The sequence below is a fragment of the Pseudoalteromonas sp. SR41-4 genome (assembly GCF_014163985.1).
Taxonomy (GTDB): Bacteria; Pseudomonadota; Gammaproteobacteria; order Enterobacterales; family Alteromonadaceae; genus Pseudoalteromonas; species Pseudoalteromonas rhizosphaerae.
In genome coordinates this window covers 1-24,150 of the sequence record NZ_JACJEI010000008.1, presented here as the reverse complement: position 1 = coordinate 24,150, position 24,150 = coordinate 1, and the positions used below count along the sequence as shown (strand labels likewise).

Below are 24,150 nucleotides of genomic sequence, written 5' to 3'. Positions count from 1 at the left end.
TTATTCTTTCTCGTGTTCTTTTTCGTCGTTATCGCCATTAACGATATCTGCAATTTCACTTAAACGGGCTAAGGCAATGCCGTTAACTGAGTTTTCAGGATATTGCCCGTCGCTCAACTCGCCTGCTGCAATATCCATCAGTAAATTAAGCGCTTGGTCAACCGTTTCAACTGCATAAATATGAAACTTGCCAAGCTCTACTGCATTGAGGATCTCGTCATCAAGCACTAAGTTTACTTGATTTGATTTAGGAATTATTACTCCTTGCGCAGACGTTAAACCACGCATTTTGCAAAGCTTAAAAAACCCTTCAATTTTTTCGTTTACACCGCCAATGGCTTGCACGTCACCGTGCTGGTTAATTGAACCAGTCAGTGCAATTGACTGGCTAATAGGTAAGCTAGTAATTGCAGAAATAAGCGCACACAACTCAGCTAATGACGCACTGTCGCCATCAATGTAGCCATAACTTTGTTCAATGGCGATATTAGCACTGAGCGTTAAACTAAATTGCTGCGCATATTTATTACCTAAATAGCCAGTCAGTAGCATGACACCTTTGGAGTGAATGGCTTTACCCAGCTCAGCTTCGCGCTCAACGTCAATTACCCCATCCGCACCAGCGTAAACCGTGGCGGTGATCCGTGCCGGAGTACCAAAAGAAGTATCGCCAATGTGTAATACTGTTAAACCATTTACTTTACCTACAGCATGACCGTCGGTGGCAATTAAGGTATGCCCTTCTTTGATATCGCTGAGCATATTTTCGCTAATTTGCCCAGTACGATATTGCTTGCCTTCAATCGCTTCATCAATATGATGGGCATCAATTAAAGTTAAGTTATCTTGCTTGGTATAAAAGCTGGCTTCTGCCACTAGCTCTAACACATCAGCAAAACGAGCTGAAAGCTTATTGTGATGTTCTGCTTGGCGGTAGCTAAATTTCAGTAATCGTGCCATCGCTGACTCAGTTAGACTACACTTTAGCGTCTGCTCACAGTACTCTATCACTTTAGTGATAAATTGATACTGTAATTTATCACTGCTTGGCAGGTAATAATCAAAATCGGCTAACACTCTAAACAGCTCAGCAAACTCTTCGTCATATTCACCGATGGTGTAATACAACTCACGCGAGCCGAGTAAAATAATTTTTACATCAAGCGGGATCAACTGTGGACGCAAGGTAAAGCTACTGCCAACAGCACTATCTTGATACGGTAAATCATTTTTGATTTGATGAGTTTTTAATGACAGCTTTAAACCATCCCACACTTGTGGATTAGCCATCACTTTTTCAGCGTCCATAATCAAATAACCACCGTTAGCGCGATGCAGTGCCCCCGGCTGAATCGATCGATAACTGGTGATCAATGAGCCTTGTGAAGTAGCATATTCAATTTTTCCAAAAATATTACCAAAGGTAGGATTTGGCTCATACACCACAGGGGCAGCATCACCTTCTTTAAATTCAACTAAAATATTAGGTGCAAAAAAGTCGGTAAGCATCCCTTTACGGTCAAAATCTTCTTTGTTTTCGTCGCTAACATCTTCATCATCGAGCCACTCAAGTACCGCATCAATAATTTCCACGCGGATGTCTTTTAGATAGCGTAATACTCCAATGTGCGCAGCATATTTATGTTCAAGATCTTTTAGTAATGGCTTAGTAGCCAGCTCTGCGGTGGATTTTTTTAAATTACGGAGTTTTTCAGATGATTCACGTTTCCAACGTGGCAACTCAATCAGTGCCTCAATGAGTGCATCTTCGAGTTTTTCAATTACTTCATAAAATTGTTCACGCAATTCATCATCAAGCTCAGCAAATTCAGCATCGCTTAGTTGTTTGCCATCAATCAGCGGGGCAAATCCAACCACACTTTTTTCTTCAATTAAGGCAACACTTTGCTCAAGCGCGGCAATTTCCACAGCAGTAATTGCGCTATCGTAAGCGTCGTTAAATTCACGGTCGATTTTTTTCTTTTTACGCTGGTACGCTGGGTTATCAAACGCTGCAGGAAAGGTGTCGAGTACTTCATCAATAAATGAGTCAATATCATCAGCTAACTGTTTACTTTGACCTGCTTGTAAAAACATTGCGATAGGCTCGCGGTGGTCGTCATAATTATTAACGTATAACCACTCATTTGGTGTTGGCCGGCCTTTGCTGTGTGCTTGAAGTTTATCTTTGACTAAGGTAAACCGACCATGCGCGGCCTCCCCCATTACATACACATTGTAACCAGGTAATTCCATCCCTAACGAGAAATCAAGCGCACTTTGCGCCCGCTGTTGACCGATGAAAGTCAAGGTTTCAGGATATGGATTGTTCATGCACGTTTGTACATGATTAAGTGAAATTGTCGGCGCAAGGGCCGACACAGATAAAGGCAGCAGTTTCTTCGTCATTCTAACTTCTTTTTATACCAACATATTCGTTGATTTTGTAAGGTGGCATCAGTGCACTAAAAGGCACTGTTCACTAACTATTTAAGGTTGTAGTGCCTTTCGGCTAAAGTAGATACCATCACATTGCGAACACGCTGTAATTTGCGTAGCGTGGTAAATATCATAACTATATTGGCAATTCTTACATACTAATGTGCCCATGGCTATCCATTCGCCTTGGTGATATACCCCATTGTGCTTAAAATCTTGATTTAATGCTTGCCACTCAAGTTGAGTTTTGTCTTCGATATGTGAAAGTTCAAACCACAAAGACTCTTTAAGCTCTTGCCATGCAAGGGAACCATAGTGTTGATCGTGCTCTTGGATGTGCTCAATATCGCGCTTTAAATATTCACTGTATAAAGTTAATTTTTCTTGTCCTAAATCTTTTAGCGCTTGTTCAGATTCAATAAACTTATCCATCGCATCTTTTAGCTCATGATCTTTTACGTCTTTTAACCATGTGCTCAAATCTGTTAACCACGTCTTATAATCAGCCATTGTTTACTCCTTCAGAACTGTGTTTAGCGAACCTATACCTTACACAAGTATAGGTTAACCTGCCCTGAAAACTAATTTCATATAAAATCCACTGATTTGACGCTGTGATTAGTGCTTTTTTTGGGGTATCCTAACGGCAATTTTTTATTAGTTTGCAAGAAGTCTGGAACCGTAGATGCAAGAGCAATATAACCCGCAAGACATAGAGTCAAAAGTCCAAGCCTACTGGGAAGAAAACCAAGTATTTAAAGCCACTGAAGACGAGAGCAAAGAAAAGTATTATTGCCTTTCTATGTTCCCTTACCCAAGCGGCCGACTCCACATGGGTCATGTGCGTAACTACACGATTGGTGATGTTGTTTCTCGTTTCCAACGCTTGCAAGGCAAAAACGTAATGCAACCTATGGGTTGGGACGCGTTTGGTCTACCGGCTGAAAATGCGGCAATTAAAAATAAAACTGCGCCAGCAAAATGGACCTACGAGAACATCGATTACATGCGTACCCAACTTAAGCAATTAGGTTTTGGTTATGACTGGGATCGTGAGATCGCAACTTGCCATCCAGAATATTACAAATGGGAACAGTGGTTCTTCACTAAGCTTTACGAAAAAGGCCTAGTGTACAAAAAAATGTCAACGGTAAACTGGGATCCAGTAGACCAAACAGTACTTGCTAACGAGCAAGTTATTGATGGTCGCGGTTGGCGTTCAGGTGCTGTAGTTGAACAAAAAGAAATTCCACAGTGGTTTATTAAAATCACTGACTACGCGCAAGAGCTACTTGACGACTTAGACAAGTTAGAAGATTGGCCAGAGCAAGTTAAAACCATGCAGCGCAACTGGATTGGTCGCTCTGAAGGGTTAGATATTGAGTTTAAACGCACCGATAACAACGAAACATTCAGCGTTTATACCACTCGCCCTGATACCTTTATGGGTGTGACTTATGTTGCTGTTGCAGGCGGACACCCTATCGCACAAGAAGCAGCTAAAAATAGCGACGCTGTGGCACGCTTTGTTGATGAATGCAAAAACACCAAAGTAGCTGAAGCTGATATGGCGACGATGGAGAAAAAAGGCATCGCAACGGGCTTTTTTGCTACTCACCCACTTACCGGTGAGCAAGTACCAATTTGGGTTGCCAACTTTGTATTAATGCATTATGGCTCAGGTGCTGTAATGGCCGTACCCGCGCACGACCAACGGGACTTTGAATTTGCTACCGCTTACGGTTTAGACATCAAACAAGTCATTGCACCTGTCGCAGGTTCAGATCTTGAAGTAAACCTAAATGAAGCGGCATTCACTGAAAAAGGTGTGCTGGTAAATTCAGCTGAATTTGATGGCCTTGATTTTGATGGCGCATTTAAGGCTATTGCTGACAAACTTGAAGCACTGGGTGTTGGTGAGCGTAAAGTAAACTTCCGTTTACGTGATTGGGGTGTTAGCCGTCAGCGTTATTGGGGTTCACCAATCCCAATGTTAAGCGATGAAAACGGTAACGAACTTGCTGCGACTGAAGATATGCTGCCGGTGCGCTTACCAGAAGACGTGGTAATGAACGGTGTAACATCGCCAATCAAAGCAGATCCACAATGGGCTAAAACCACAGTTAATGGCGCACCTGCGTTTCATGAAACTGACACTTTTGATACGTTTATGGAATCATCTTGGTACTACGCACGTTACTGTAGTCCACGCCATGACAAAGGTATGCTAGATCCAGCTGCGGCAAACTACTGGTTACCAGTAAACCAATACATTGGTGGTATTGAGCACGCTATTTTACATTTATTGTATTCGCGCTTTTTCCATAAATTATTACGTGATTTTGGCTTAGTTAATTCAGATGAGCCATTTGACCGCTTATTATGCCAAGGCATGGTACTTGCCGAAACATTTTATCGTAAAGATGAAAAAGGTGGCGACATTTGGATTTCCCCTAGTGATGTAAATACTGAAACAGACGACAAAGGCCGCGTGACTAAAGCATGGCATAAAGTTGACGGCGAGCCAGTATTCTCATCAGGCATGAGCAAAATGTCTAAATCAAAAAATAACGGTATCGACCCGCAACAAGTTATCGCTCAATACGGCGCTGATACGGTACGTTTATTTATGATGTTTACCGCACCGCCAGAGCAAACGCTTGAATGGTCTGATTCAGGTGTTGAAGGGGCACATCGTTTCATTAAACGTGTATGGAAATATGCGGTTGATGTGAACACTGTTGGTTTCCAAGCATTAGACAAATCAGCATTAAACAACGAGCAAAAAGTGCTTCGTCGTGAGCTGCACAAAGCAATTGCAAAAGTGACTGATGATGTTGAACGTCGTCAAACATTCAACACTGCCATTGCGGCAATCATGGAAATCTCAAACAAATTGTTAAAAGCACCTTTAGCTGACAAACAAGATGTAGCGATTGCCAACGAAGCGCTTGAAGCGCTGTTAATTATGCTTGCACCAATTACGCCGCATTTGTCACATCAATTGTGGCAAGAACTGGGTAAAAAAGGCGATATTTTAGATGCGTCTTGGCCCGTGGTTGATGAGTCTGCCCTTGTTGAAGATGAAAAACTGATCATCGTGCAAGTTAACGGTAAACTACGCGCAAAATTAACGGTGCCAGCTGATGCTACTAAAGAGCAAGTAGAAGCACTAGCATTTGCTGAACCTAACGTATCTAAGTTCACTGATGGCGTAACAATCCGTAAGGTTATTTACGTACCTGGTAAACTACTTAACGTGGTTGCTAACTAATTATGGCTGCTATTCATGCCATTAAAAACGGACTAGCCTTAGCGCTAGTCTGTTTTTTGTTATCTAGCTGCGGCTTTCACCTTAAAAAAGCCTCAAGTCTGCCTGATGACTTGGCCACCTTAACTTTAAACGGTGATGATGAAAAATCAGCGTTATTTGCGATGCTTGGCAAAGAACTCACATTGAGCAAAGTTGAGTTACTCGACACGCCTAAGAAAAACGTCGCTCAGCTGTATTTATATAAAGATCGTCTTGAACGCCAAACCTTATCATTATTTAAAAATGGTCAGGTTGCCGAGTACGAGTTAGCTTATAGTGTTCGCTACTTACTCAAGCGCCCAGGCAAAGAAGCAATTGAACAACGTTTTGAGCTTTATCGTAATTATCAAGACGACCCAGATAACGCTTTAGCAAAAGCAAAAGAGTTAGAGTTGCTACTGAATGAAATTCGCATGCAAGCTAGTCGTCGTATTGTTAGAGAGCTGTCGCAACTATAATGCGCTGTTATGCGAATCAATTACCCAATGAATTAAAAAAAGGCTTACAGCCTTTTTATTTAGTATTTGGTGAAGAACCCTTTCAAGTAGCACAATGCGCTCAACAAATTCGTCAGATTGCGAAACAGCAAGGTTTTGATGAGGTTGTTAAATTTACCTTAATGCCCGGTTTTGATTGGCAAGAGCTAATAGCGCAATATCAAAGTATGTCGTTATTTAGTGCTCGCACTTTAATCGAGCTAGATCTTAATTTTCAAAAGCCAGGTATTGTTGGTAGCCAAACGTTTAAACAGCTCGTAGCACTAAATAACCCCGACACCGTACTTATTGTAAAAGGGGCCAAGGCCAGTCAAGATATTCAGCGCAGTGCTTGGTTTAAGTCGTTAGATAAACTGGGCGTATTTGTACCCTGCTACCCCCTGACCGGCAATCATTTAAGCCGTTGGCTTGATGAGCAGTGCCAGCGCTTAAAAATCAATATGCAAGCAGATGCCAAACGCACCCTAATTGATGCTACTGAAGGTAATTTGTTAGCGTGTTTTCAAGAGCTCGAAAAACTGTCGTTATTGCATGGCACTGCTATGATCGATCAACAGCAGGTTTTACAAGGCCTACTTAATCAAGCCAAGTTTGATATTTTTGATTTAAGTGATGCACTGCTCCAAGGTAATAGTCGCCAAGCAATTAAAGTATTAAATAAACTCGCTGGCGATAACACTGAAGCTGTGAGTATCTTATGGACCATTACTAAAGAAGCAAATACCTTACTAAGCCTACAATTAGGCTTACAACAAGGTGAACAACTGGCAACGCTATTTAAACAAAAAGCCATCTGGAAAAATCAGCAAGGGCCGATTCAACAAGCACTTAATCGTTTGTCGATACATACTTTAGAGCAAATCACCCAGTTGCTCGCACAATTTGATGCCAGCTATAAACAAGGTAACTTAATCAAGCCTTATCAAGCTTTGGCACATATTTGTTTGGTGTTTTGTCAGCCATTGGTGATCCCACTGCCTGCGCACCCACTTAACTAATTATTAGGCGTTTATAATGATTGCACTGTTTGGTGGCACCTTCGACCCCGTTCACTTAGGCCATATAAATATGGCGAAGCACTGTGTAAAACACTTTAACTTAGCGACTTTATACTTTATGCCTTGTGCTATTCCAGCTCATAAGACTGCACCTGGGATAAGTACGCAGCATCGCATCGCAATGCTCAATGCAGCGATTGCACCTTACCAATATTTTCAACTCGATTTACGCGAACTCAATCGCAGTGGCCCGTCATATTCATTATTAAGCCTGCAAGAGATCCGCACACAATTTCCAGATCAACCATTATTATTTTTAATTGGCATGGATTCGTTTAATAACTTAGATAAATGGTTTGAGTGGCAAACAATTACTCAGCTTTGTCATATTGTGGTATTTCAACGCCCGGGCCTAAAATGCACTGCCCATGGCGAGTTACTCGCATACCAACAAGCCGCAGAATGTAGTAATAGCGCAGAGCTTACAACGCAAGCTGGTGGAAAATTATATTTTTTAGCTGGCGAAGAAATGGCTATTGCCTCAAGCGATATTCGCAAGGCGATTAAAAATGCCATAGATTACAATGAACTTCTTCCTACTGGCGTGAGTCAGTATATTCAATCACAGCAACTTTATCTAAGTGATGAATAAATACCAGTTGCGTGATAAAATAACAGCTATTCACTTTTAAATGAGATAACACCTTGGATACGAAACAACTACTCGCCTTTGCAATAGACAAAATTGACGATATGAAAGCACGTGATGTGGTTAATATTGATGTAAGCGCAAGCTCAGACATCACCGATTTTATGGTCGTGTGCTCTGGTACTTCGAAACGTCATGTATTGTCAATTGCTGATCATTTAGCAAAAGAAGCTCGTCACGCAGGTCAAGAGCCTCTAGGTTATGAAGGCCAAAGCGATGGTGAATGGGCACTGGTTGATTTAGGCGATGTAATCGTACACGTAATGCAAGATCAAGCACGTAGCTATTACGACCTCGAAAAACTATGGAGCTAATTGCTCACTAATTTTACTAGAGCTTGGATGTAACACGTGAAAATACAGATGATTGCCGTTGGCACCAAAATGCCAGCGTGGGTAGAAACGGGTTTTGCACAATATCAGCGCCGCTTTCCAAAAGATATGGCGCTGGAGTTAATTGAAATTCCCGCAGGTAAACGTGGTAAAAATGCAGATATTAAACGTATTTTGCATATTGAAGGCGAAAAAACCTTAGCCGCTATCCCTAAAGGCAATCGTATTGTTACGCTTGAGGTAACAGGCAAAGCGCTTGATACTCACCAATTAGCAAAAGACATGGAGAAGTGGCAACTGGATGGCCGCGATGTAAGTTTGCTAATTGGCGGCCCTGAAGGCTTAGCACCAGAATGTATTGCTGCCTCAGAGCAAAAATGGTCATTATCAAATTTGACCCTACCACATCCATTGGTGCGTATTATTGTTGCTGAAAGTCTATATAGAGGCTGGAGCTTAAACAATAACCACCCGTATCATCGCGAGTAACATTTACTCATGCGCAAACACAGACCCACAATTAGAGACCACTCAGCAGAAGCTAACCTATTTGCTCGTCGCGCCTTTGTGGGGTTTGTATTTGTTACTATTTTAGTCGCGGTTTTACTTTCCAATTTATATACCATTCAAGTTGATGATCACCAAGATTATCAAACACGTTCTAACGACAATCGCATTAAAGTTATTCCTATTGCTCCTAACCGAGGCCTTATTTATGACCGCAATGGTGTGTTGCTTGCTGAAAATAAACCGGTTTATAATTTAGAAGTCATTCCTGAAGAAGTTGACGATCTTGATGCATCACTGTCAGCACTGACACAATTTATTGATATCTCAGAGCAACAAAAAAACGATTTTCTTGATGATATAAAGCATAACCGTCGCTTTAAGAGCCAAGTATTAAAAGCACGTTTAAACGAACAAGAAGTAGCGCGTTTTTCAGTTAATCAGTATAAATTCCCTGGGTTTAGTATCGAAGCACGTTTGGCACGCTACTACCCGTTTGCAGACACCCTAACTCATGCGTTAGGTTACGTCGCTAAACTCAATAAAAAAGAACTGGCTCAGCTCGAATCACAAGAGCAAGGTACTAATTACCGTGCAACCCATGATATTGGTAAACTCGGTATTGAGAAATATTATGAACAACTGCTGCATGGCCAAGTAGGCTCGCAGCGGGTTGAAGTCAATAATCGTGGTCGTGTCATTCGTACCTTAAGCATGACTCCTCCGCAACCAGGTAATGATTTAGTGCTCACCCTTGATGTTGGCTTGCAGCAGATTGCCCAACATGCACTTAAAGATATGCGTGGCGCTGTAGTCGTCATGGACGCTAAAGACGGTGGCGTGTTAGCGCTGTATTCTAATCCCAGTTATGATCCGAACTTATTTGTTCACGGTATTAGCAGTAAAAACTATAAAGCCCTATTAAACCCTGACCGACCTCTTATAAATAGAACCACACAAGGACGTTATGCACCAGCATCGACGGTAAAACCTCACATGGCAGTTCTTGCTCTTGAAGAAGGTCTCGTTACCGAGCAAACGTCAATGTGGGATCCTGGCTTCTTTCAAATTCCGAATGTTGATCATAAATGGCGAGATTGGAAACGTTGGGGCCATGGTCATGTTGATGTTTACAAAGCCATTGAAGAGTCGTGCGATACCTACTTTTATGATGTCTCTTATCGATTAGGGATCACAAAAATCAGTGATTTTATGGCACAGTTTGGCTACGGTGATTTAACCGGCATTGATATTCATGAAGAAACCACGGCTATTTTGCCCTCAAAAGAATGGAAAGAAGGCCGTTTTAAAGAATCATGGTGGCGTGGCGATACAATCTCAGTTGGCATTGGCCAAGGTTATTGGACCGCAACCCCCCTACAAATCGCAAACGCGATGAATATATTAGTGAACCGTGGAATTAACCACCCACCACACTTAGTACAAGTTGTGAAAAAAGACGATGAAGTTACACAAATCAATAATGAAGAAAAACCCCCGATTTTTTTAAAAGAACCTCACCATTGGCAAATCGCTTTAGATGCTATGCATAACACAGTACAAAAAGCCTCTGGTACCGCTCACAAAGCATTTAAAGGAACAAATTACGATTCAGCAGGTAAAACAGGCACCGCACAAATAGTCAGTATTGCTCAAGGTGAACGCTACGATGCAAAATCCCTCAAAGAGCGTCAACGTGATAACACTATCTATGTAGGCTTTGCACCTTATGAGGATCCCAGAATCGTTGTTTCTGTTGTTCTAGAAAACAATCATGGCGGTGTGCAAATTGCTCGCCAACTAATGGATTACTACTTTGCTGCAAATCCCGTTAATCTTGCCAGGAATAACACACCATGACTACTCTACATGATGGTCGTTCAATCTGGGTGCGTATGCATCTTGACTTGCCGCTACTACTGGCATTGCTATTAATGATGGCAGGCAGTGTAACCGTTGTTTATAGCGCCAGTGGTCAAGACCCGGCAATGATGATCCGCCATATTACCAGGATGGGCGGCGCAATTTTAGGCATGCTTATTTTGGCGCAATTTTCACCAGCGACCTTAAAGCGTTTAGTTATTCCTTTATATTGTGCTGGATTACTGATGCTAGTTGCGGTGCTGTTATTTGGCGTCAGCTCCAAAGGCGCTCAGCGCTGGTTAGATTTAGGTATTACCCGTTTTCAACCTGCTGAATTAATGAAAATAGCCGTGCCTATGATGGTGGCTTGGTATATTGGCCGTAATCATTTACCGCCTAGAGCACTACACTTAGTTGTTGGTTTTACCATTGTTATGGTTCCCACACTCCTGATCAAAGAGCAGCCCGACTTAGGCACATCTATCTTAATCGCCAGTTCAGGGATATTTGTATTATTTTTGTCTGGTCTAAGCTGGCGATTAATCGGCTTTTTGAGCGCTTTGGTTGCTTTAGCTGCGTGGCCTTTTTGGCATTACGGTATGCATGACTATCAAAAACAGCGGGTACTAACTTTGTTCAATCCAGAAAGCGATCCTCTTGGCTCTGGTTACCATATTATTCAATCAAAAATAGCTATCGGCTCCGGTGGTATTGAAGGTAAAGGTTGGTTGCAAGGCACCCAATCACAATTAGAATTTTTACCCGAACGCCATACTGATTTTATCTTCTCTGTACTTAGTGAGGAGTTTGGTCTTTTTGGTGTATGTGTTTTATTATGCATGTATCTATTCATTATTGGTCGCGGTTTATATATCGCGGTTAATGCCCAAGATGCATTTGGTAAATTACTGGCAGGTGCACTGACCCTGACTTTTTTTGTTTATGTATTTGTAAATATTGGCATGGTATCAGGGTTACTGCCTGTAGTGGGTGTACCATTGCCATTAATAAGTTATGGCGGTACATCGATGGTTACCTTAATGGCTGGATTTGGCATTATTATGTCTATCGCAACTGATAAAAGGATGCTATTAAAGTAATGCGTTACTGTCTAAAGTTGTTCAGTTGTTCATGGTTAATGATTGTTTTAAGCGCTTGTAGTTCCTCAGGCATAAATCACAGTGACCGGTATAGTATGCGCCATGATTCTGCACCACTTCGCGCGCCAACTGAATTAGAAATGCAAGATGCCATAGTCACTAAAGTTACCAAAAGTGCCAGTGCTGGCCGCGCTTACACCGTTAATGGCAAAAACTATACTCCGATGCTGGATGAAACTGGCTATAGCGAAGAAGGTATCGCCTCATGGTATGGGCGCAAATTTCATGGTTACCACACCTCAAATGGCGAAATATATGATATGTTCGCGATGACTGCCGCTCATAAAACGTTACCCTTACCAAGCTTTGTAAAAGTAACCAACACCAGTAATGGCAAGTCTGTGATTGTCCGTGTAAATGATCGTGGCCCATTTCATGATGACCGCTTAATCGATTTATCCTATGCAGCAGCGTATAAACTTGGTTACTATCATCATGGTACAGCCAAGGTTAAGCTTGAGGCTATCACAATGCCTGATTCGACTGCGCGTTTGAGTTATATTCAAGTCGCTGCAGGCAGTACCTTAGAAAATATTGAAGCATTAGCGTACACCCTACGCCAGCAATATCAATTACCCACTAATATTGTGGAAAAAGATGCTATTTATAGGCTGCGTTTAGGGCCAATTAAAAATGCTGAGCAAGCTCAGCAAGTACTTGAAAAATTAAAACAGGATCAATTTCAAAACGCGTTCTTGCTTTATAGTGAATAACACCTTTAGAATGAGGTAAACGCGAATCTTTAACTTTAACCATTAATGAGTATGATGAAATCTATTAAATCCAAAATTATTAGCGGTGTGTGTAGCGTTGTTTGCTCTGCTGCCGTTTTTTCTGCGACCGCCCAAATCATCCCAGCCCCACCTCAAGTTAATGCAAAAGGTTATTTTCTTGTTGATTTTACTACAGGTAAAATTATAGCTGAAGGTGAACCTGATACTCGCCTAGCACCTGCCAGTTTAACTAAAATGATGACCAGCTATGTAATTGGTACCGAAATCAAAGCGGGTAACATTGCCCCAACCGATATGGTCACAGTGAGCGAAAAAGCGTGGGCTAAAAACTTTCCTGAATCATCAAAAATGTTTATCGAAGTCGGTAAGCAGGTCACTGTCGATGATTTAAACCACGGTATAATTATTCAATCAGGTAATGATGCCTGTGTGGCTATGGCAGAACATATTGCCGGTAGCGAAAGCGCATTTGCAGACTTAATGAATGCCCATGCTGAGAAATTAGGTATGAGTAACAGCCACTTCATTAACAGCCATGGCTTAGATACCAACGAACACTTCACAACCCCTCGAGATATGGCCACCTTAGGTGCAGCACTTATTCGTGATGTGCCTGACGAGTATGCAGTTTACGCACAAAAATCATTTACTTTTAACGGCATTAAGCAATACAACCGTAACTCACTGTTATGGGATGAAAGCTTAAACGTTGATGGTATAAAAACCGGTCATACATCGGAAGCCGGTTACAGCTTAGTAAGTTCAGCGACTAAAGATGATATGCGTTTAATCGCCGTGGTTATGGGTACTTCGAGTGAACGTGCACGTAAAGTAGAAAGTAAAAAATTACTTAACTATGGTTTTCGTTTTTTTGAAACAATCACACCTTACAAAGCCGGCGACAGTTTTGCCGAGCAACGTATTTGGATGGGTAACAAAGAAAATGTATCGTTAGGCATTTTAGTTGATACGCCGATCACTATTCCGCGTGGCCAACGTAAAAATTTAAAAGCCGACTTTAAACTTGATAAAGTTTTAGAGGCGCCATTAGCGAAAGGCTCTACCGTAGGTACTTTATCTTTACAACTTGAAGGCGAAGTAATTGCTCAGTATCCTCTGGTAACGCTTGAAGAAGTTGAAGAAGGTAGCTTCTTTAGTAAAATTTATGATTACCTACGTTTACAAATAATGTAAAACGCTACCAAATAATATAAGCGCCTTGCAAAGCAAGGCGTTTTTTTTTGCTTTAAAGATGGTAGAATGCGCCCCATATCTAACCCGCAAATAACCAGAATACCAATTGTCTTACGTAAGCGATTAATTCAATTGCTATAAAGGTCGAGAACAGGTTATCTAATCGGTTTATTGTTTAGTAAAATAGTACTAAACGCACATAAGTATGAGGAGTCAACGTCGTGGCTACACCGGTAAAAAATACTAAATTTGATGAATATTTAGAATACCCTTGCCCTTTTACATTTAGAGTAATGGGGTTGGCAAACGTCAACTTAACTGACCAAATTCTAACTAAGTTACAACCTATTGCCCCTGGCGATTACGCGCCAAAAGTTAAACCTAGCAGCAAAGGTAATTATGAGTCAGTTAGCTTAGTCGTTACCGTGACCAGCGGCACTCATATTGAAGAAATTTATAACGTGATAAGTGCGATTGATGACGTACGACACATGCTTTAAACGCTAAGCGGAGTAAGCTGTGAGCGAAAATACCTTAATCGTCCGTCAACTTGGTAAACAGCGTTACATGCCAATTTGGCAACAAATGCAAAACTATACTGATGTTCGAACTGAGCATGATGCGGATGAAATATGGCTCGTTGAACATGAGCCAGTATTCACGCAAGGCCAAGCAGGTAAAGATGAACACCTACTTGCCCCTGGCGACATAGAAGTGATCAAGGTTGACCGAGGTGGTCAAGTAACCTATCACGGACCGGGCCAGCAAATGATGTACGTATTATTTAACTTACGTCGCTTGAAAATTGGCGTACGAGAATTGGTCACATGGCTTGAAGAGTGTATTATCGATACACTCAATGATTACGGTATTAAAGCCTACGCAAAAGCAGATGCCCCAGGGGTTTATGTTAACGATAGCAAAATAGCATCATTAGGACTTCGTGTTCGCCGTGGCTGCTCTTTTCATGGTCTAGCATTGAATGTAAACATGGACATGAGTCCGTTTTTACGTATCAACCCATGTGGTTACGCCGGTATGAACATGGTGCAAACAACCGACTTGAACGGCCCAGAAAACCTTGCGCAAGCAGGTGCTGGTCTCGTAAAACATATGATTAAAAAACTTAATGCGACACAGGTTAAGTATACTGAAGGGTTTGAAAACGAATGAATAAACCAGTCAAGATGGAACCAGGGGTAAAACTACGCGACGCTGAAAAAATGGCGTTGATCCCAGTAAAAGTATTACCCACTGAAAAAAACGAAATGTTACGCAAGCCAGAGTGGCTAAAAATTCGCTTACCTAAATCAACCGAGCGGATTGATGGCATTAAACAAGCCATGCGTAAGCACGGACTGCATTCAGTGTGTGAAGAAGCCTCTTGCCCTAACTTATCAGAATGCTTTAATCACGGTACAGCAACTTTTATGATTTTAGGCGCAATTTGTACTCGTCGTTGCCCATTTTGTGATGTTGCCCATGGCCGTCCGTTAACACCAGACGCCGCAGAGCCTGAAAAGTTGGCTCTTACTATTCGCGATATGAAGTTAAGCTATGTGGTGATCACCTCTGTGGATCGTGATGATTTACGTGATGGCGGCGCACAACATTTTGCTGATTGTATTCGTGAAATTCGCAAGTATAACCCAAAAATCACCATCGAAATTTTAGTGCCTGATTTTCGTGGTCGCATGGACCGAGCGCTTGAAATCTTAATAGAAACGCCACCAGATGTATTCAATCATAACCTTGAAACTGCACCGCGTTTATATAAACTTGCGCGCCCAGGTGCTGACTACAAATGGTCATTAGAATTACTGCGTCGCTTTAAAGAAGCACACCCTGAAGTGAAAACTAAATCAGGCCTAATGGTTGGTCTTGGCGAAGAAATTAGCGAAATCGAAGAAGTACTGCGTGATTTACGCGCGCATAATGTCGATATGCTAACGGTTGGCCAATACCTACAGCCATCAAAGCATCACTTACCTGTAAAACGCTACGTGCCACCAGCAGAGTTTGACGCGCTTAAAGAGTACGCTGATGAAATTGGCTTTACTCATGCCGCATCAGGTCCATTTGTTCGTTCAAGCTACCATGCTGATCAACAAGCTGCGGGTAAAGAAGTGAAGTAATCATTTTTACAGAATTGAAAAAGCCGTTAGTAATGGATTAAATCACTAACGGCTTTTTGTTTTCTTAATCACGTGCAATTTATATCGATACCGACACTCATCTCGCATGTCTTTAATTACTAAAGCTAGGATTATATTGATAAACGGCTTGTGATTTAGTCAGCCCCCCCTGTGAGGTTCCAACTACTTAAACTATTCATACCATCGAACGCAATCAAAGCTCGTTGCACTACTTTTTGCGTATAATTAGCCATGAAGTCTTCATATTTAAACGATGGCTGCGCGATGATTAGCTGTTGACCAGCCGAGGGAATACCGCTGTACCATAGTGTTACACTGACTTGTGCATCAATTGATGCCTAAGTCAATTTGTGCTCCTTTATAAACACGCTCGTAAATAGTTAAGTTGCCGACTTGTGCCAGCATCAAATTATCATTAAAACTAAACTCTAATTCAAAGCCAGAGTCATGCGTATTTATATCTTTAAAGCCATTGATTTTACGAGTATTTGGTGCTTTAGTTGAATGACTATAAACTACTTGGTAATCAGAATTAGTTATTCCTCAGTCAGCCTCTAGCTTAGTCTTGGTGCCGTTAGTCGCTGATGATAAATCTTCGAAATTAGCGGTATAGCGATCCCGACTGCGAAATTTCAATGTCACTTCTGAATTACCATTTTCGATTCGTTCACGAAACGAATAACCTAAATTTTGCAGCTGACAGCTACCTAGAGTATCGAAAAACTTAACTGTACGGTTCTTATCAAGTGATAATGAGCCATTTACATCGTAAGATTGCCGTCTCTACTATGGCTTTAAATGCACTAAAATAACTGTCTACGTTAGCCGACTCATTACTATAAGTGAGTTTGCTAGGCTCGAGTAAACCCTTATACTATCGAGAAATCACATCAGGATTATCGGCACTAACAGCGCTACAAATTAATAATAATGACAAACCACTGACAAATTCGCTTTTATGTTTCATCACTAACCTTTATAAATTGTAATAAAAAAAGCCGACGTGAATCGGCTTGAATTCATTATGATTATTGAATAGGTGATAAATCCAGACCATCAACTATATACAAGGTATTACCATCAACGACAGTATTATTAGTATCTAAATACTTTTGCCCTAACGGCCCTCCAATAGTGGCTTCAGACCAAGTAGCAAAGTCATCATCATTAATCACCCCCAAACGCGTATTATCGATAAGCCATAAACCTTCCATCTTGTCATGTGGGTAAGAAACTTCGTTAACCATATCAACAACTGGCGATGTGCTTTTTGTCACTGGTAAGATATTCTTTGCAGCTAGTTCAGCCCAACCTGCATCATAATCAACTGCATCATTTATAACTTGCTCTATTGTTTTACCTGCAATGATTAAACCTAAATTGCTATTTTGTTCAATATCCCCCATTGCTGCAACTGCTTCTAAATCGGTCGCACCGCTGATATCAATCTTATAAACATGCTTTTGTGCTGTCTCATCACCTTTGTTATAAAAAGCACCGTCACGTTCAAGTACTAAGAAGCTCGTGTTGCTAAGCGCTTTAATTGCTGAGTTAGAATTCGACCCTTTAACCTGTCGATACAAATATTGCGAAATATTGCCAGTTTCTAAATCAACAGTGACAATACGAGTTAAATCTGTACGGTTTTTACTCGGATTATCCAAGCTTGATTGCATAATGCCGACTAATGTTTTCTGATCAGGTGTGATCGCTAACCCCTCCATACCACGGTTAGCCCATCGATTAGCAAACTCTGCTGGTAAGTTAATCTTCAAACCGTAATCAGTATTAATAGCATCTGTACGTATGTCTGCGGTAAATGCATTAATACGGCCAATTTCTTTACCGTTAGCATCATAATGCACCATGTGTGGACCATACTCATCGCTAACCCAGAAAGTACCATCTTTTAAAGCAGCTAAACCTTCGGCATCCAAACCATAATCATCATAAACTGCAGGGTTAGTAACTTCGTCATACGGCTGCGTCATATCTGCGCGAATAACTTCGCCATCAGTCGTATACGGTACTTCACCTGTTCCACCTAATGCAGCTGAATTTGGTAGGCCACTAATATTGTTACCATCACGATCTTTGAGCAAAATATCTTTAATCTTAGCGATATCACCCGTTGACTGAACTGCAAATAAACCAATACGCGGCGTGTAGTCAGGTGTTGGGAACTTCTTACCATTACCGTGAGGTGCGCCCTCTTGAGAGGTTCGATAATTAGAATTAGGACCACGATCAGTTAAAGCATAAAATTGTGTCGTATTCATCGGGTGACCATCCATATCAGAGCCGTAACCACCATTGCGTACCTCAAAAGTAGATCCTGGGTAATAATAATTTTCTAGTTCGTTGCGCATTACGGTATAAGATAGACGCTCACCGGTAGTCCCAAAATTATCAGGGTTACAAAGAAAGGACGTACTTGTAACCTCTGTTGTGGCTAAAGCACCATTGCGGTCGGCATCCAAACCCGAATCAATTTTTATGCCACCCATCCAACAGTTGCTATCGCCCATATTCAACTCTGTTTGCATAACTAAGCTGTTTAATCCAACAGCACCGTCTATACCGCCATTACCATTCGTGCCATCTGTCCCATTAGCACCGTCTTTACCATCACTACATGCGCCTAGTAATACTGTTACTAAAACGAACGATAGGTTTAGTTTAAATTTTTTCACAACAACTCCATTTATACTTTTTATAATTAGAGTGGTCATAGTAAGCAGTAAAAATGACAGCAATTAATGCCTAATAATTACTAACTTGAACTTTCAATGAAACTTGCATGACAAATTCATAGTTGATTATGAATAAACATCAAATAAAGAGGCTCTTCAATCGATTACAAGTAACTAACGGACTTATTTAAGCGCTGAGCAGCTTAAGCACATTCGCTTCCTCACGCTGCATTGCCTGACGTTCATGGGCATACAACTGCGCTAATTTAATCTCTGACAATGGCGTTTTAGCACTTACCAGAGTTAGCTCTAAATTAGGCTGCACATGACTAAATACATAATGAACTCGCGCAATATGAAATTCTGAACTGACTAAAATGGCTTCGGTTATATGTTCCGCTATAAGTATTGGCTTAGTGAGTAACGCATCCTCAAAGGTAAAGCGGCTTAGTGCCACCGGTAAAAAAGCAGATTCGGGTATGCCAAGTTCAATTAAGTAACTTTTAGTATATTCACCATGGGCGTGGTTAGTGGTATTAAAATGTGCGCCAAACCCGCCAGTGCACAATACCTTAACAGAGGGGTTTGCTTGGTATATTTGATAAGCTCGCTGACAACGGCTTTTTGCTATTACTGATAAACTACCATCGTTGTTATTTGGCCCACCTAAAACAATCAGTGCCGTTTTAATTTCGCTATTCGTCGCTGCTCTCATTACGCGATTCTCAATTGTTTTTTATTCTTTGGCTATCAGCTTAAAACTATTTTTGCGGTTTGCAATTAATCATTAGGTCAAACGGCTTTTCCTTGAGACAATCCACACTGTTATTTTTAAAACATGGTTCTTTATGAAACTATTAGTTAGAAACTTATCACGTACTATCACTGAACATGAGATCCGCGTACTTTTTACTGAACACGGTAAAGTAGCCGATTGTAATTTAGTACTAGATAAAGAAACCGGCCAATCGAAAGGCTTTGCCTTTGTAGAAATGCCAAACGATGCAGAAGCTGCTGTAGCAATAAAAGCATTGAATCAAAGTACTGTTGATAAAAGCAAGATCCGCGTAAAGAAAGCTGACGCTTAAACGTGTTATTTTGTTGCAAAAGGCCAGCACTCTTCGCTGGCTTTTAGCTTTTCCCCACACAACTTCTGCGCCAGTCCCTTTCACCCAACGAAATTTAATTCAATCACTAAATCATAGTATCCAAAATCAACTAATTGTATTTTATAAAAATATCTGCGCTTCATGGCAAAAAACTAGACAGCAAAACCGACACCCCATATAGTCACAGTATGTATCCTTAAAAACCTGCAATTATGTCTCCTCTTTTTAAATCACTCAGTATAACTTTATTATTGGGCTTAACTGGCTGTTCAGAGCCTACTCAAGAACAGGCAACGCTTGACAATACAACCAGTGTAAATTTAAGCAATATTAAACAACATATTAAAACCCTTGCCTCAGACGAATTTGAAGGACGCGGTCCATTAACGCGCGGTGAAGTAAAAACTGTGGGTTACTTAAGTGACCAATACCAAGCGCTTGGATTAACTGGCGCATATAATAATAAGTTTTTACAGCCGGTAAAAATGGCGATGGTAACCGCTGATCAAAACATGCAATTAAAAATTGGCGACTTGAGCTTTACCGCTGGAAAAGATTTTACGGCGCGAACGAAACAATTACAGCCACTTATTGATGTTCGTAATTCAGAGGTAGTATTTGTTGGTTATGGCATTAATGCGCCCGAGTATAATTGGAATGATTATAAAAATATTGATGTAACGGGTAAAACGGTTGTTGTGTTAGTAAATGATCCTGGGTTTGCTACGCAAAACGATGCGCTATTTACCGGCAACGCCATGACCTACTACGGTCGCTGGACTTACAAATACGAAGAAGCCGCTCGCCAAGGCGCAGCCGCAGTATTTATTGTGCACGAAACAGCGCCAGCTGCATATCCTTGGGGCGTAGTTGAAAGCTCAAATACAGGCACAAAATATACCTTGATGGATAACAACCTAAACGCATCAGAACTACCGGTTATGGGTTGGCTAACACTCGATGCAACCGAGCAGCTATTTAAATCAGCAAACTTGAGCTATCAACAATTAAAGCAACAAGCACTTAACGACGACTTTAAAGCTACTGCGCTTAATTTAACAGCAAACCTTGCATTTAAAAACGAAGTGTCACACGCTAAATCACACAATGTTGTTGCGCAATTAACGGGCAGTGAAGCGCCTGATGAATATATTGTGGTCAGCGCACATTGGGATCATTTTGGCACTAAGCAAACTGATAGCGGGCCAAAAATTTATAATGGTGCAGTTGATAATGCCTCAGGCAGTGCTGCCACAATTGAAATCGCTCGTATATTAAGTAACATGCATAAACAAAAACCGTTTAAGCGCTCGATTATTTTTGCAAACTTTACCGCCGAAGAAACAGGGTTAATTGGCTCAGAGCAATTTGCCAGTGGCGAACTTATCCCTACCAAGCAGATGGTCGCTCTGTTAAATATTGATGGTATGAATGTGCTAGATGGCACCGATTACATACTGCAATACGGTAAAGGTTTATCACAAATGGAAGACTACCTTAGCAAAGCCGCAAGCAAACAAGGCCGTCATGTAAAAATGGATCCCGTGCCACAAAACGGCCTATTCTTCCGTTCAGATCACTTCTCACTAGCTAAACAAGGCGTACCTGGTTTACTGTTTATGAGTTTAGGTGATACAGATCCAGATTATATTGCTCATAAATACCATAAAGAAGCTGATGATTACTCTGCTCAGTGGTCATTAGGTGGTGTAAAACAAGACATCGAGTTAATTGTTGATATCGCATCACAATTGGCAAACAACGGTGATTGGCCAAAATGGCAAGCCGATTCAGATTTTAAAACTCGTCGCGCCCAAGACCGCGCAGAATAAACTAAGTTGAGTTGGGGTAGGCATTCATCGCCTACCCCATTTTTATTAATGCCCTTTCTTATTGCGTTGTGCGCTCAATAATAAGGTTTCGGCTTTTGCCCCTAAATACACATAAATAGCCAGCGCAATCAATAGCCCTACAACCGCCAACATCATATAAATTGCCGGTAATAAATACTGCGACTGCCCCAGCGCTGCCTTAAACATCGTTAATAACGCTTCAATAGACACTGCAATTAAAATAGTTGAAATAAACCGTGTGATAGTGCGCCGCGTTGAACTGTGCCTAAAGATATCTTTATGCATTAAAATTTCTTCTTCGAGAATCGTTTTACCTAAATCAAATATTGCTAATGCGAGGGTGATAAAAATGATGATCGTAAACGGTTCGAGCGGATCATTTTCTATAGAGCGGACAAACAGTAAGCTATAAATATCACCAAACACCCGACCAAGCAAAAATAACACTAAGATAAATAAGCAACTGACAATAATGCCATAACCCGCTTTAAAAAATGGCGTCATCGTGGCGCGAGTACGATCCCCCATAATAAATTCGATTAATTGCGTTAGACATACATCAATCACTAAATAGCGATTTTCGCCATATGAAGCATGTAACGATTTTATTGCTGAAATACATAAGTGATTGGTCGCGATCGAAATATAGGGCGGCGTAAAACGAGTATGTTGCTGCTGTTGGATACCTTGAAAATACGGCCTTTCACTCAAATCCTGTGAATCGCCACGATTATTTAAGGTTTTCATATACTGACGTTTAAAGCAGACATTATTACCTAGCTGCACGCCATTTTTATCTAAACAGTATTGTAATTCTAAAAATGGGTATTGAGCGATTAAGTAACGATTATCTTGTTGTTTTTTAACACCGTCTTCTAAGCTTGCTAGCACTGAGTCAAGTAAGTCGTGGATCACGGTTTGGTATTCTTGGTAACGTTCGACGCTACTGATATAACTCATTCTTGCCATGTGTTTGCTCCTAACTGCATAATTAAAAGTAATAGCAATTACAGAACCAACTTTACAAAAACTTATAAATCAATTAGTTGTATTATTTAAATAAAATAAAAAATCTATTTCGCACCAACCAGGTGCAAAATAAAGTGCTGGACTTACTTTTTTGCAAGCACAAAAAATGGGCTACTTAGCCCATTCTTTCATTAAATCAATTACTTTTAAATTTCATCATCAGAGTCTTGCACTTGACGTTGTGCAGCTCTAGCAATGATTTCAACATAAAACGACTCTAAGCCTTGTTTTTCAATTTCGCTGATTGAGTTGCTAATTTCAGCAACGTGCACCACTTGGGCATCTTCAGCAGTGTTACCAAATTTACAATCAAATGCCCAGTAATCCGCATCAATTGGCAACGTTTTGTTACGCTCTCTTTTCAAATACTTTTTTACTTCATGCTTTGCAGCATCTACCATGCGAGGGTATTTGATTTTCTCGTGATTCAGCGTGAATGTTTTCTTCATTACGTTCCTAATTACCTTGATTTAATGATGATGGCAATAATACCAAGTAAATTGGAAATGCCATTTGGGGTCATTATAGCAATTGCATTTAGTTTGTGGATGCTTTTTTTACACTAAAATAAATAAAATATTTTTACCGATAATTATTACAGCTTAATATCACGCTTGGGCAAGGTGTAAGGGTTGATGAAGCTCAGCATTATTAAGGCTATCGTAAAATGCAGCCGCATCCATTTGCGGATGATCCAGCTGTGTTTCTTTATCTAAATGACGCTTTCGCACGACAAGTTCGCAATTATCAATCACCATTAGTGGAATATGGTTTTTATCATCTCTGATCACTAATGGTTCCGGCGCAAGGCACGAGCGTAAACGAATATCTGCCATGCTGCCTTGTTGTAATAGCTGTGCATTATGTTGGCCAATGAGCATATCAAATTCATCTGGAGCCAATGCTTGCTCAGGCCCTGCCCCTAATTGTTCACGTAATTGCGCTTCATTTGGTGTTGAAGCATGTGCATCAAATGGGGTTTTAGGGAGATGAAATTGACTAAAATCTAACACGTCATGAGAAAGCATTGCCAATAATAATGCAAACTCGCCACGACGGTGTTCTGAGACACTTTTGGCAAGACGATTGTTAAGTTGACTCTCTGTGATTAACAAATCATCGATTTGCATAGACTTTAGCCGATTGCAGTTAGTAATAGATATTTATCGGCTTTATTTAATATTTCTTTAGCTTTTTTCTTTACTTAAATGCTCACTTTGCTATTATCAGCGCCGTTGCATTGGAGGGGTTCCCGAGCGGCCAAAGGGATCAGACTGTAAATCTGACGGCTCAGCCTTCGCTGGTTCGAATCCAGCTCCCTCCACCACTTTTCTTACCGCTAAGTTAAGTGCGGCCAAATGCGACAAAATTAGTGTGGAGGGGTTCCCGAGCGGCCAAAGGGATCAGACTGTAAATCTGACGGCTCAGCCTTCGCTGGTTCGAATCCAGCTCCCTCCACCACTTTTCTTATCTATCAGCAAAACTTCATTCTTCGAACTTTATTCTCGCTAACTTTATTCTCGCTAACTTTATTCTCGCTAACTTCATTCTTCGAACTTTATTC

At 41.0% G+C, this 24,150-nt stretch carries 22 protein-coding genes and 2 tRNA genes; 17 read left to right on the top strand and 7 right to left on the bottom strand.

Annotation, left to right across the window (positions count from 1 at the left end; translation table 11 throughout):
* Both H5180_RS08350 and H5180_RS08345 read right to left on the bottom strand, forming a co-directional pair.
* Positions 1 to 2,409 carry a Lon protease family protein gene (locus H5180_RS08350; RefSeq protein WP_145240561.1) on the bottom strand — a complete coding sequence of 803 codons (2,409 nt, stop codon included), beginning with the start codon at positions 2,407 to 2,409 and terminating at the stop codon, positions 1 to 3.
* 81 nt (positions 2,410 to 2,490) lie between these two features.
* On the bottom strand, positions 2,491 to 2,949 hold the full coding sequence (locus H5180_RS08345) for a zinc ribbon-containing protein (RefSeq protein ID WP_145240558.1): 459 nt from the start codon (positions 2,947 to 2,949) through the stop codon (positions 2,491 to 2,493).
* Positions 2,950 to 3,124: 175 nt separating this feature from the next.
* Between H5180_RS08345 and leuS the strand changes: the two genes are divergently transcribed.
* The 13 genes from leuS (at position 3,125) to lipA (ending at position 15,881) form a co-directional block, all read left to right on the top strand.
* On the top strand, positions 3,125 to 5,713 hold the full coding sequence (leuS, locus tag H5180_RS08340; protein ID WP_182758046.1) for a leucine--tRNA ligase: 2,589 nt from the start codon (positions 3,125 to 3,127) through the stop codon (positions 5,711 to 5,713).
* 2 nt (positions 5,714 to 5,715) lie between these two features.
* The gene (gene lptE / locus H5180_RS08335) at positions 5,716 to 6,210 is read left to right on the top strand and encodes an LPS assembly lipoprotein LptE (protein WP_145240554.1); all 495 of its coding nucleotides are present in this window, start codon (positions 5,716 to 5,718) and stop codon (positions 6,208 to 6,210) included.
* Entirely contained in the window at positions 6,210 to 7,247 is a 1,038-nt protein-coding gene (gene holA, locus H5180_RS08330) for a DNA polymerase III subunit delta (protein ID WP_145240552.1), read from the top strand. The genes lptE and holA overlap by 1 nt, the downstream gene beginning before the upstream one ends.
* 16 nt (positions 7,248 to 7,263) lie before the next feature.
* Positions 7,264 to 7,899, top strand: a complete 636-nt coding sequence (nadD, locus tag H5180_RS08325) for a nicotinate-nucleotide adenylyltransferase (RefSeq protein ID WP_182758045.1) — start codon at positions 7,264 to 7,266, stop codon at positions 7,897 to 7,899.
* Positions 7,900 to 7,952: 53 nt separating this feature from the next.
* Complete coding sequence (gene rsfS, locus H5180_RS08320; RefSeq protein ID WP_145240548.1) at positions 7,953 to 8,270, top strand: ribosome silencing factor; 318 nt, start codon at positions 7,953 to 7,955, stop codon at positions 8,268 to 8,270.
* Between the two features lie 36 nt (positions 8,271 to 8,306).
* The gene (gene rlmH, locus H5180_RS08315; RefSeq protein ID WP_145240546.1) at positions 8,307 to 8,777 is read left to right on the top strand and encodes a 23S rRNA (pseudouridine(1915)-N(3))-methyltransferase RlmH; all 471 of its coding nucleotides are present in this window, start codon (positions 8,307 to 8,309) and stop codon (positions 8,775 to 8,777) included.
* 9 nt (positions 8,778 to 8,786) lie between these two features.
* Positions 8,787 to 10,655 carry a penicillin-binding protein 2 gene (mrdA, locus tag H5180_RS08310; RefSeq protein ID WP_145240545.1) on the top strand — a complete coding sequence of 623 codons (1,869 nt, stop codon included), beginning with the start codon at positions 8,787 to 8,789 and terminating at the stop codon, positions 10,653 to 10,655.
* The gene (rodA, locus tag H5180_RS08305; protein WP_145240543.1) at positions 10,652 to 11,758 is read left to right on the top strand and encodes a rod shape-determining protein RodA; all 1,107 of its coding nucleotides are present in this window, start codon (positions 10,652 to 10,654) and stop codon (positions 11,756 to 11,758) included. Before mrdA ends, rodA begins: the two co-directional genes overlap by 4 nt.
* Positions 11,758 to 12,531, top strand: coding sequence for a septal ring lytic transglycosylase RlpA family protein (locus tag H5180_RS08300; protein WP_145240541.1), 774 nt, complete (start codon positions 11,758 to 11,760; stop codon positions 12,529 to 12,531). Before rodA ends, H5180_RS08300 begins: the two co-directional genes overlap by 1 nt.
* A 54-nt stretch (positions 12,532 to 12,585) precedes the next feature.
* A complete protein-coding gene (locus H5180_RS08295) occupies positions 12,586 to 13,746 on the top strand; it encodes a serine hydrolase (protein ID WP_145240539.1) in 1,161 nt (386 codons plus the stop codon).
* Between the two features lie 221 nt (positions 13,747 to 13,967).
* Positions 13,968 to 14,246 (top strand): DUF493 family protein YbeD, encoded by a 279-nt coding sequence (ybeD, locus tag H5180_RS08290; protein ID WP_145240537.1) that lies wholly within the window; start codon positions 13,968 to 13,970, stop codon positions 14,244 to 14,246.
* 19 nt (positions 14,247 to 14,265) lie between these two features.
* Positions 14,266 to 14,919, top strand: a complete 654-nt coding sequence (lipB, locus tag H5180_RS08285; RefSeq protein WP_145240535.1) for a lipoyl(octanoyl) transferase LipB — start codon at positions 14,266 to 14,268, stop codon at positions 14,917 to 14,919.
* A complete protein-coding gene (gene lipA, locus H5180_RS08280) occupies positions 14,916 to 15,881 on the top strand; it encodes a lipoyl synthase (protein WP_145240533.1) in 966 nt (321 codons plus the stop codon). The genes lipB and lipA overlap by 4 nt, the downstream gene beginning before the upstream one ends.
* Before the next feature lie 1,049 nt (positions 15,882 to 16,930).
* Here the strand turns inward: lipA and H5180_RS08270 are convergent.
* Together H5180_RS08270 and H5180_RS08265 are read right to left on the bottom strand one after the other, a co-directional pair.
* Positions 16,931 to 18,595 carry an esterase-like activity of phytase family protein gene (locus tag H5180_RS08270; RefSeq protein WP_257325537.1) on the bottom strand — a complete coding sequence of 555 codons (1,665 nt, stop codon included), beginning with the start codon at positions 18,593 to 18,595 and terminating at the stop codon, positions 16,931 to 16,933.
* A 187-nt stretch (positions 18,596 to 18,782) separates the two neighbouring features.
* The gene (locus H5180_RS08265) at positions 18,783 to 19,310 is read right to left on the bottom strand and encodes a YdcF family protein (protein WP_220493068.1); all 528 of its coding nucleotides are present in this window, start codon (positions 19,308 to 19,310) and stop codon (positions 18,783 to 18,785) included.
* A gap of 133 nt (positions 19,311 to 19,443) precedes the next feature.
* Between H5180_RS08265 and H5180_RS08260 the strand changes: the two genes are divergently transcribed.
* Both H5180_RS08260 and H5180_RS08255 read left to right on the top strand, forming a co-directional pair.
* A complete protein-coding gene (locus tag H5180_RS08260; RefSeq protein ID WP_145241401.1) occupies positions 19,444 to 19,683 on the top strand; it encodes an RNA-binding protein in 240 nt (79 codons plus the stop codon).
* Between the two features lie 233 nt (positions 19,684 to 19,916).
* The gene (locus H5180_RS08255; protein WP_182735576.1) at positions 19,917 to 21,536 is read left to right on the top strand and encodes a M28 family metallopeptidase; all 1,620 of its coding nucleotides are present in this window, start codon (positions 19,917 to 19,919) and stop codon (positions 21,534 to 21,536) included.
* Between the two features lie 45 nt (positions 21,537 to 21,581).
* Here the strand turns inward: H5180_RS08255 and H5180_RS08250 are convergent, their stop codons facing one another.
* The 3 genes from H5180_RS08250 to H5180_RS08240 all read right to left on the bottom strand — a co-directional run bounded on the left by H5180_RS08250 (position 21,582) and on the right by H5180_RS08240 (position 23,716).
* Entirely contained in the window at positions 21,582 to 22,526 is a 945-nt protein-coding gene (locus tag H5180_RS08250) for a general glycosylation pathway protein (protein WP_145241406.1), read from the bottom strand.
* A 206-nt stretch (positions 22,527 to 22,732) separates the two neighbouring features.
* The gene (locus H5180_RS08245; protein ID WP_145241408.1) at positions 22,733 to 23,035 is read right to left on the bottom strand and encodes a DUF6172 family protein; all 303 of its coding nucleotides are present in this window, start codon (positions 23,033 to 23,035) and stop codon (positions 22,733 to 22,735) included.
* Positions 23,036 to 23,194: 159 nt separating this feature from the next.
* Positions 23,195 to 23,716 (bottom strand): VC2046/SO_2500 family protein, encoded by a 522-nt coding sequence (locus H5180_RS08240; RefSeq protein ID WP_182758044.1) that lies wholly within the window; start codon positions 23,714 to 23,716, stop codon positions 23,195 to 23,197.
* A 112-nt stretch (positions 23,717 to 23,828) separates the two neighbouring features.
* Here H5180_RS08240 and H5180_RS08235 point away from each other — a divergent pair.
* Positions 23,829 to 23,913: transfer RNA gene (locus H5180_RS08235), tRNA-Tyr, on the top strand.
* 49 nt (positions 23,914 to 23,962) lie between these two features.
* Positions 23,963 to 24,047 (top strand) — tRNA-Tyr (locus H5180_RS08230).
* Positions 24,048 to 24,150: the final 103 nt, after the last annotated feature.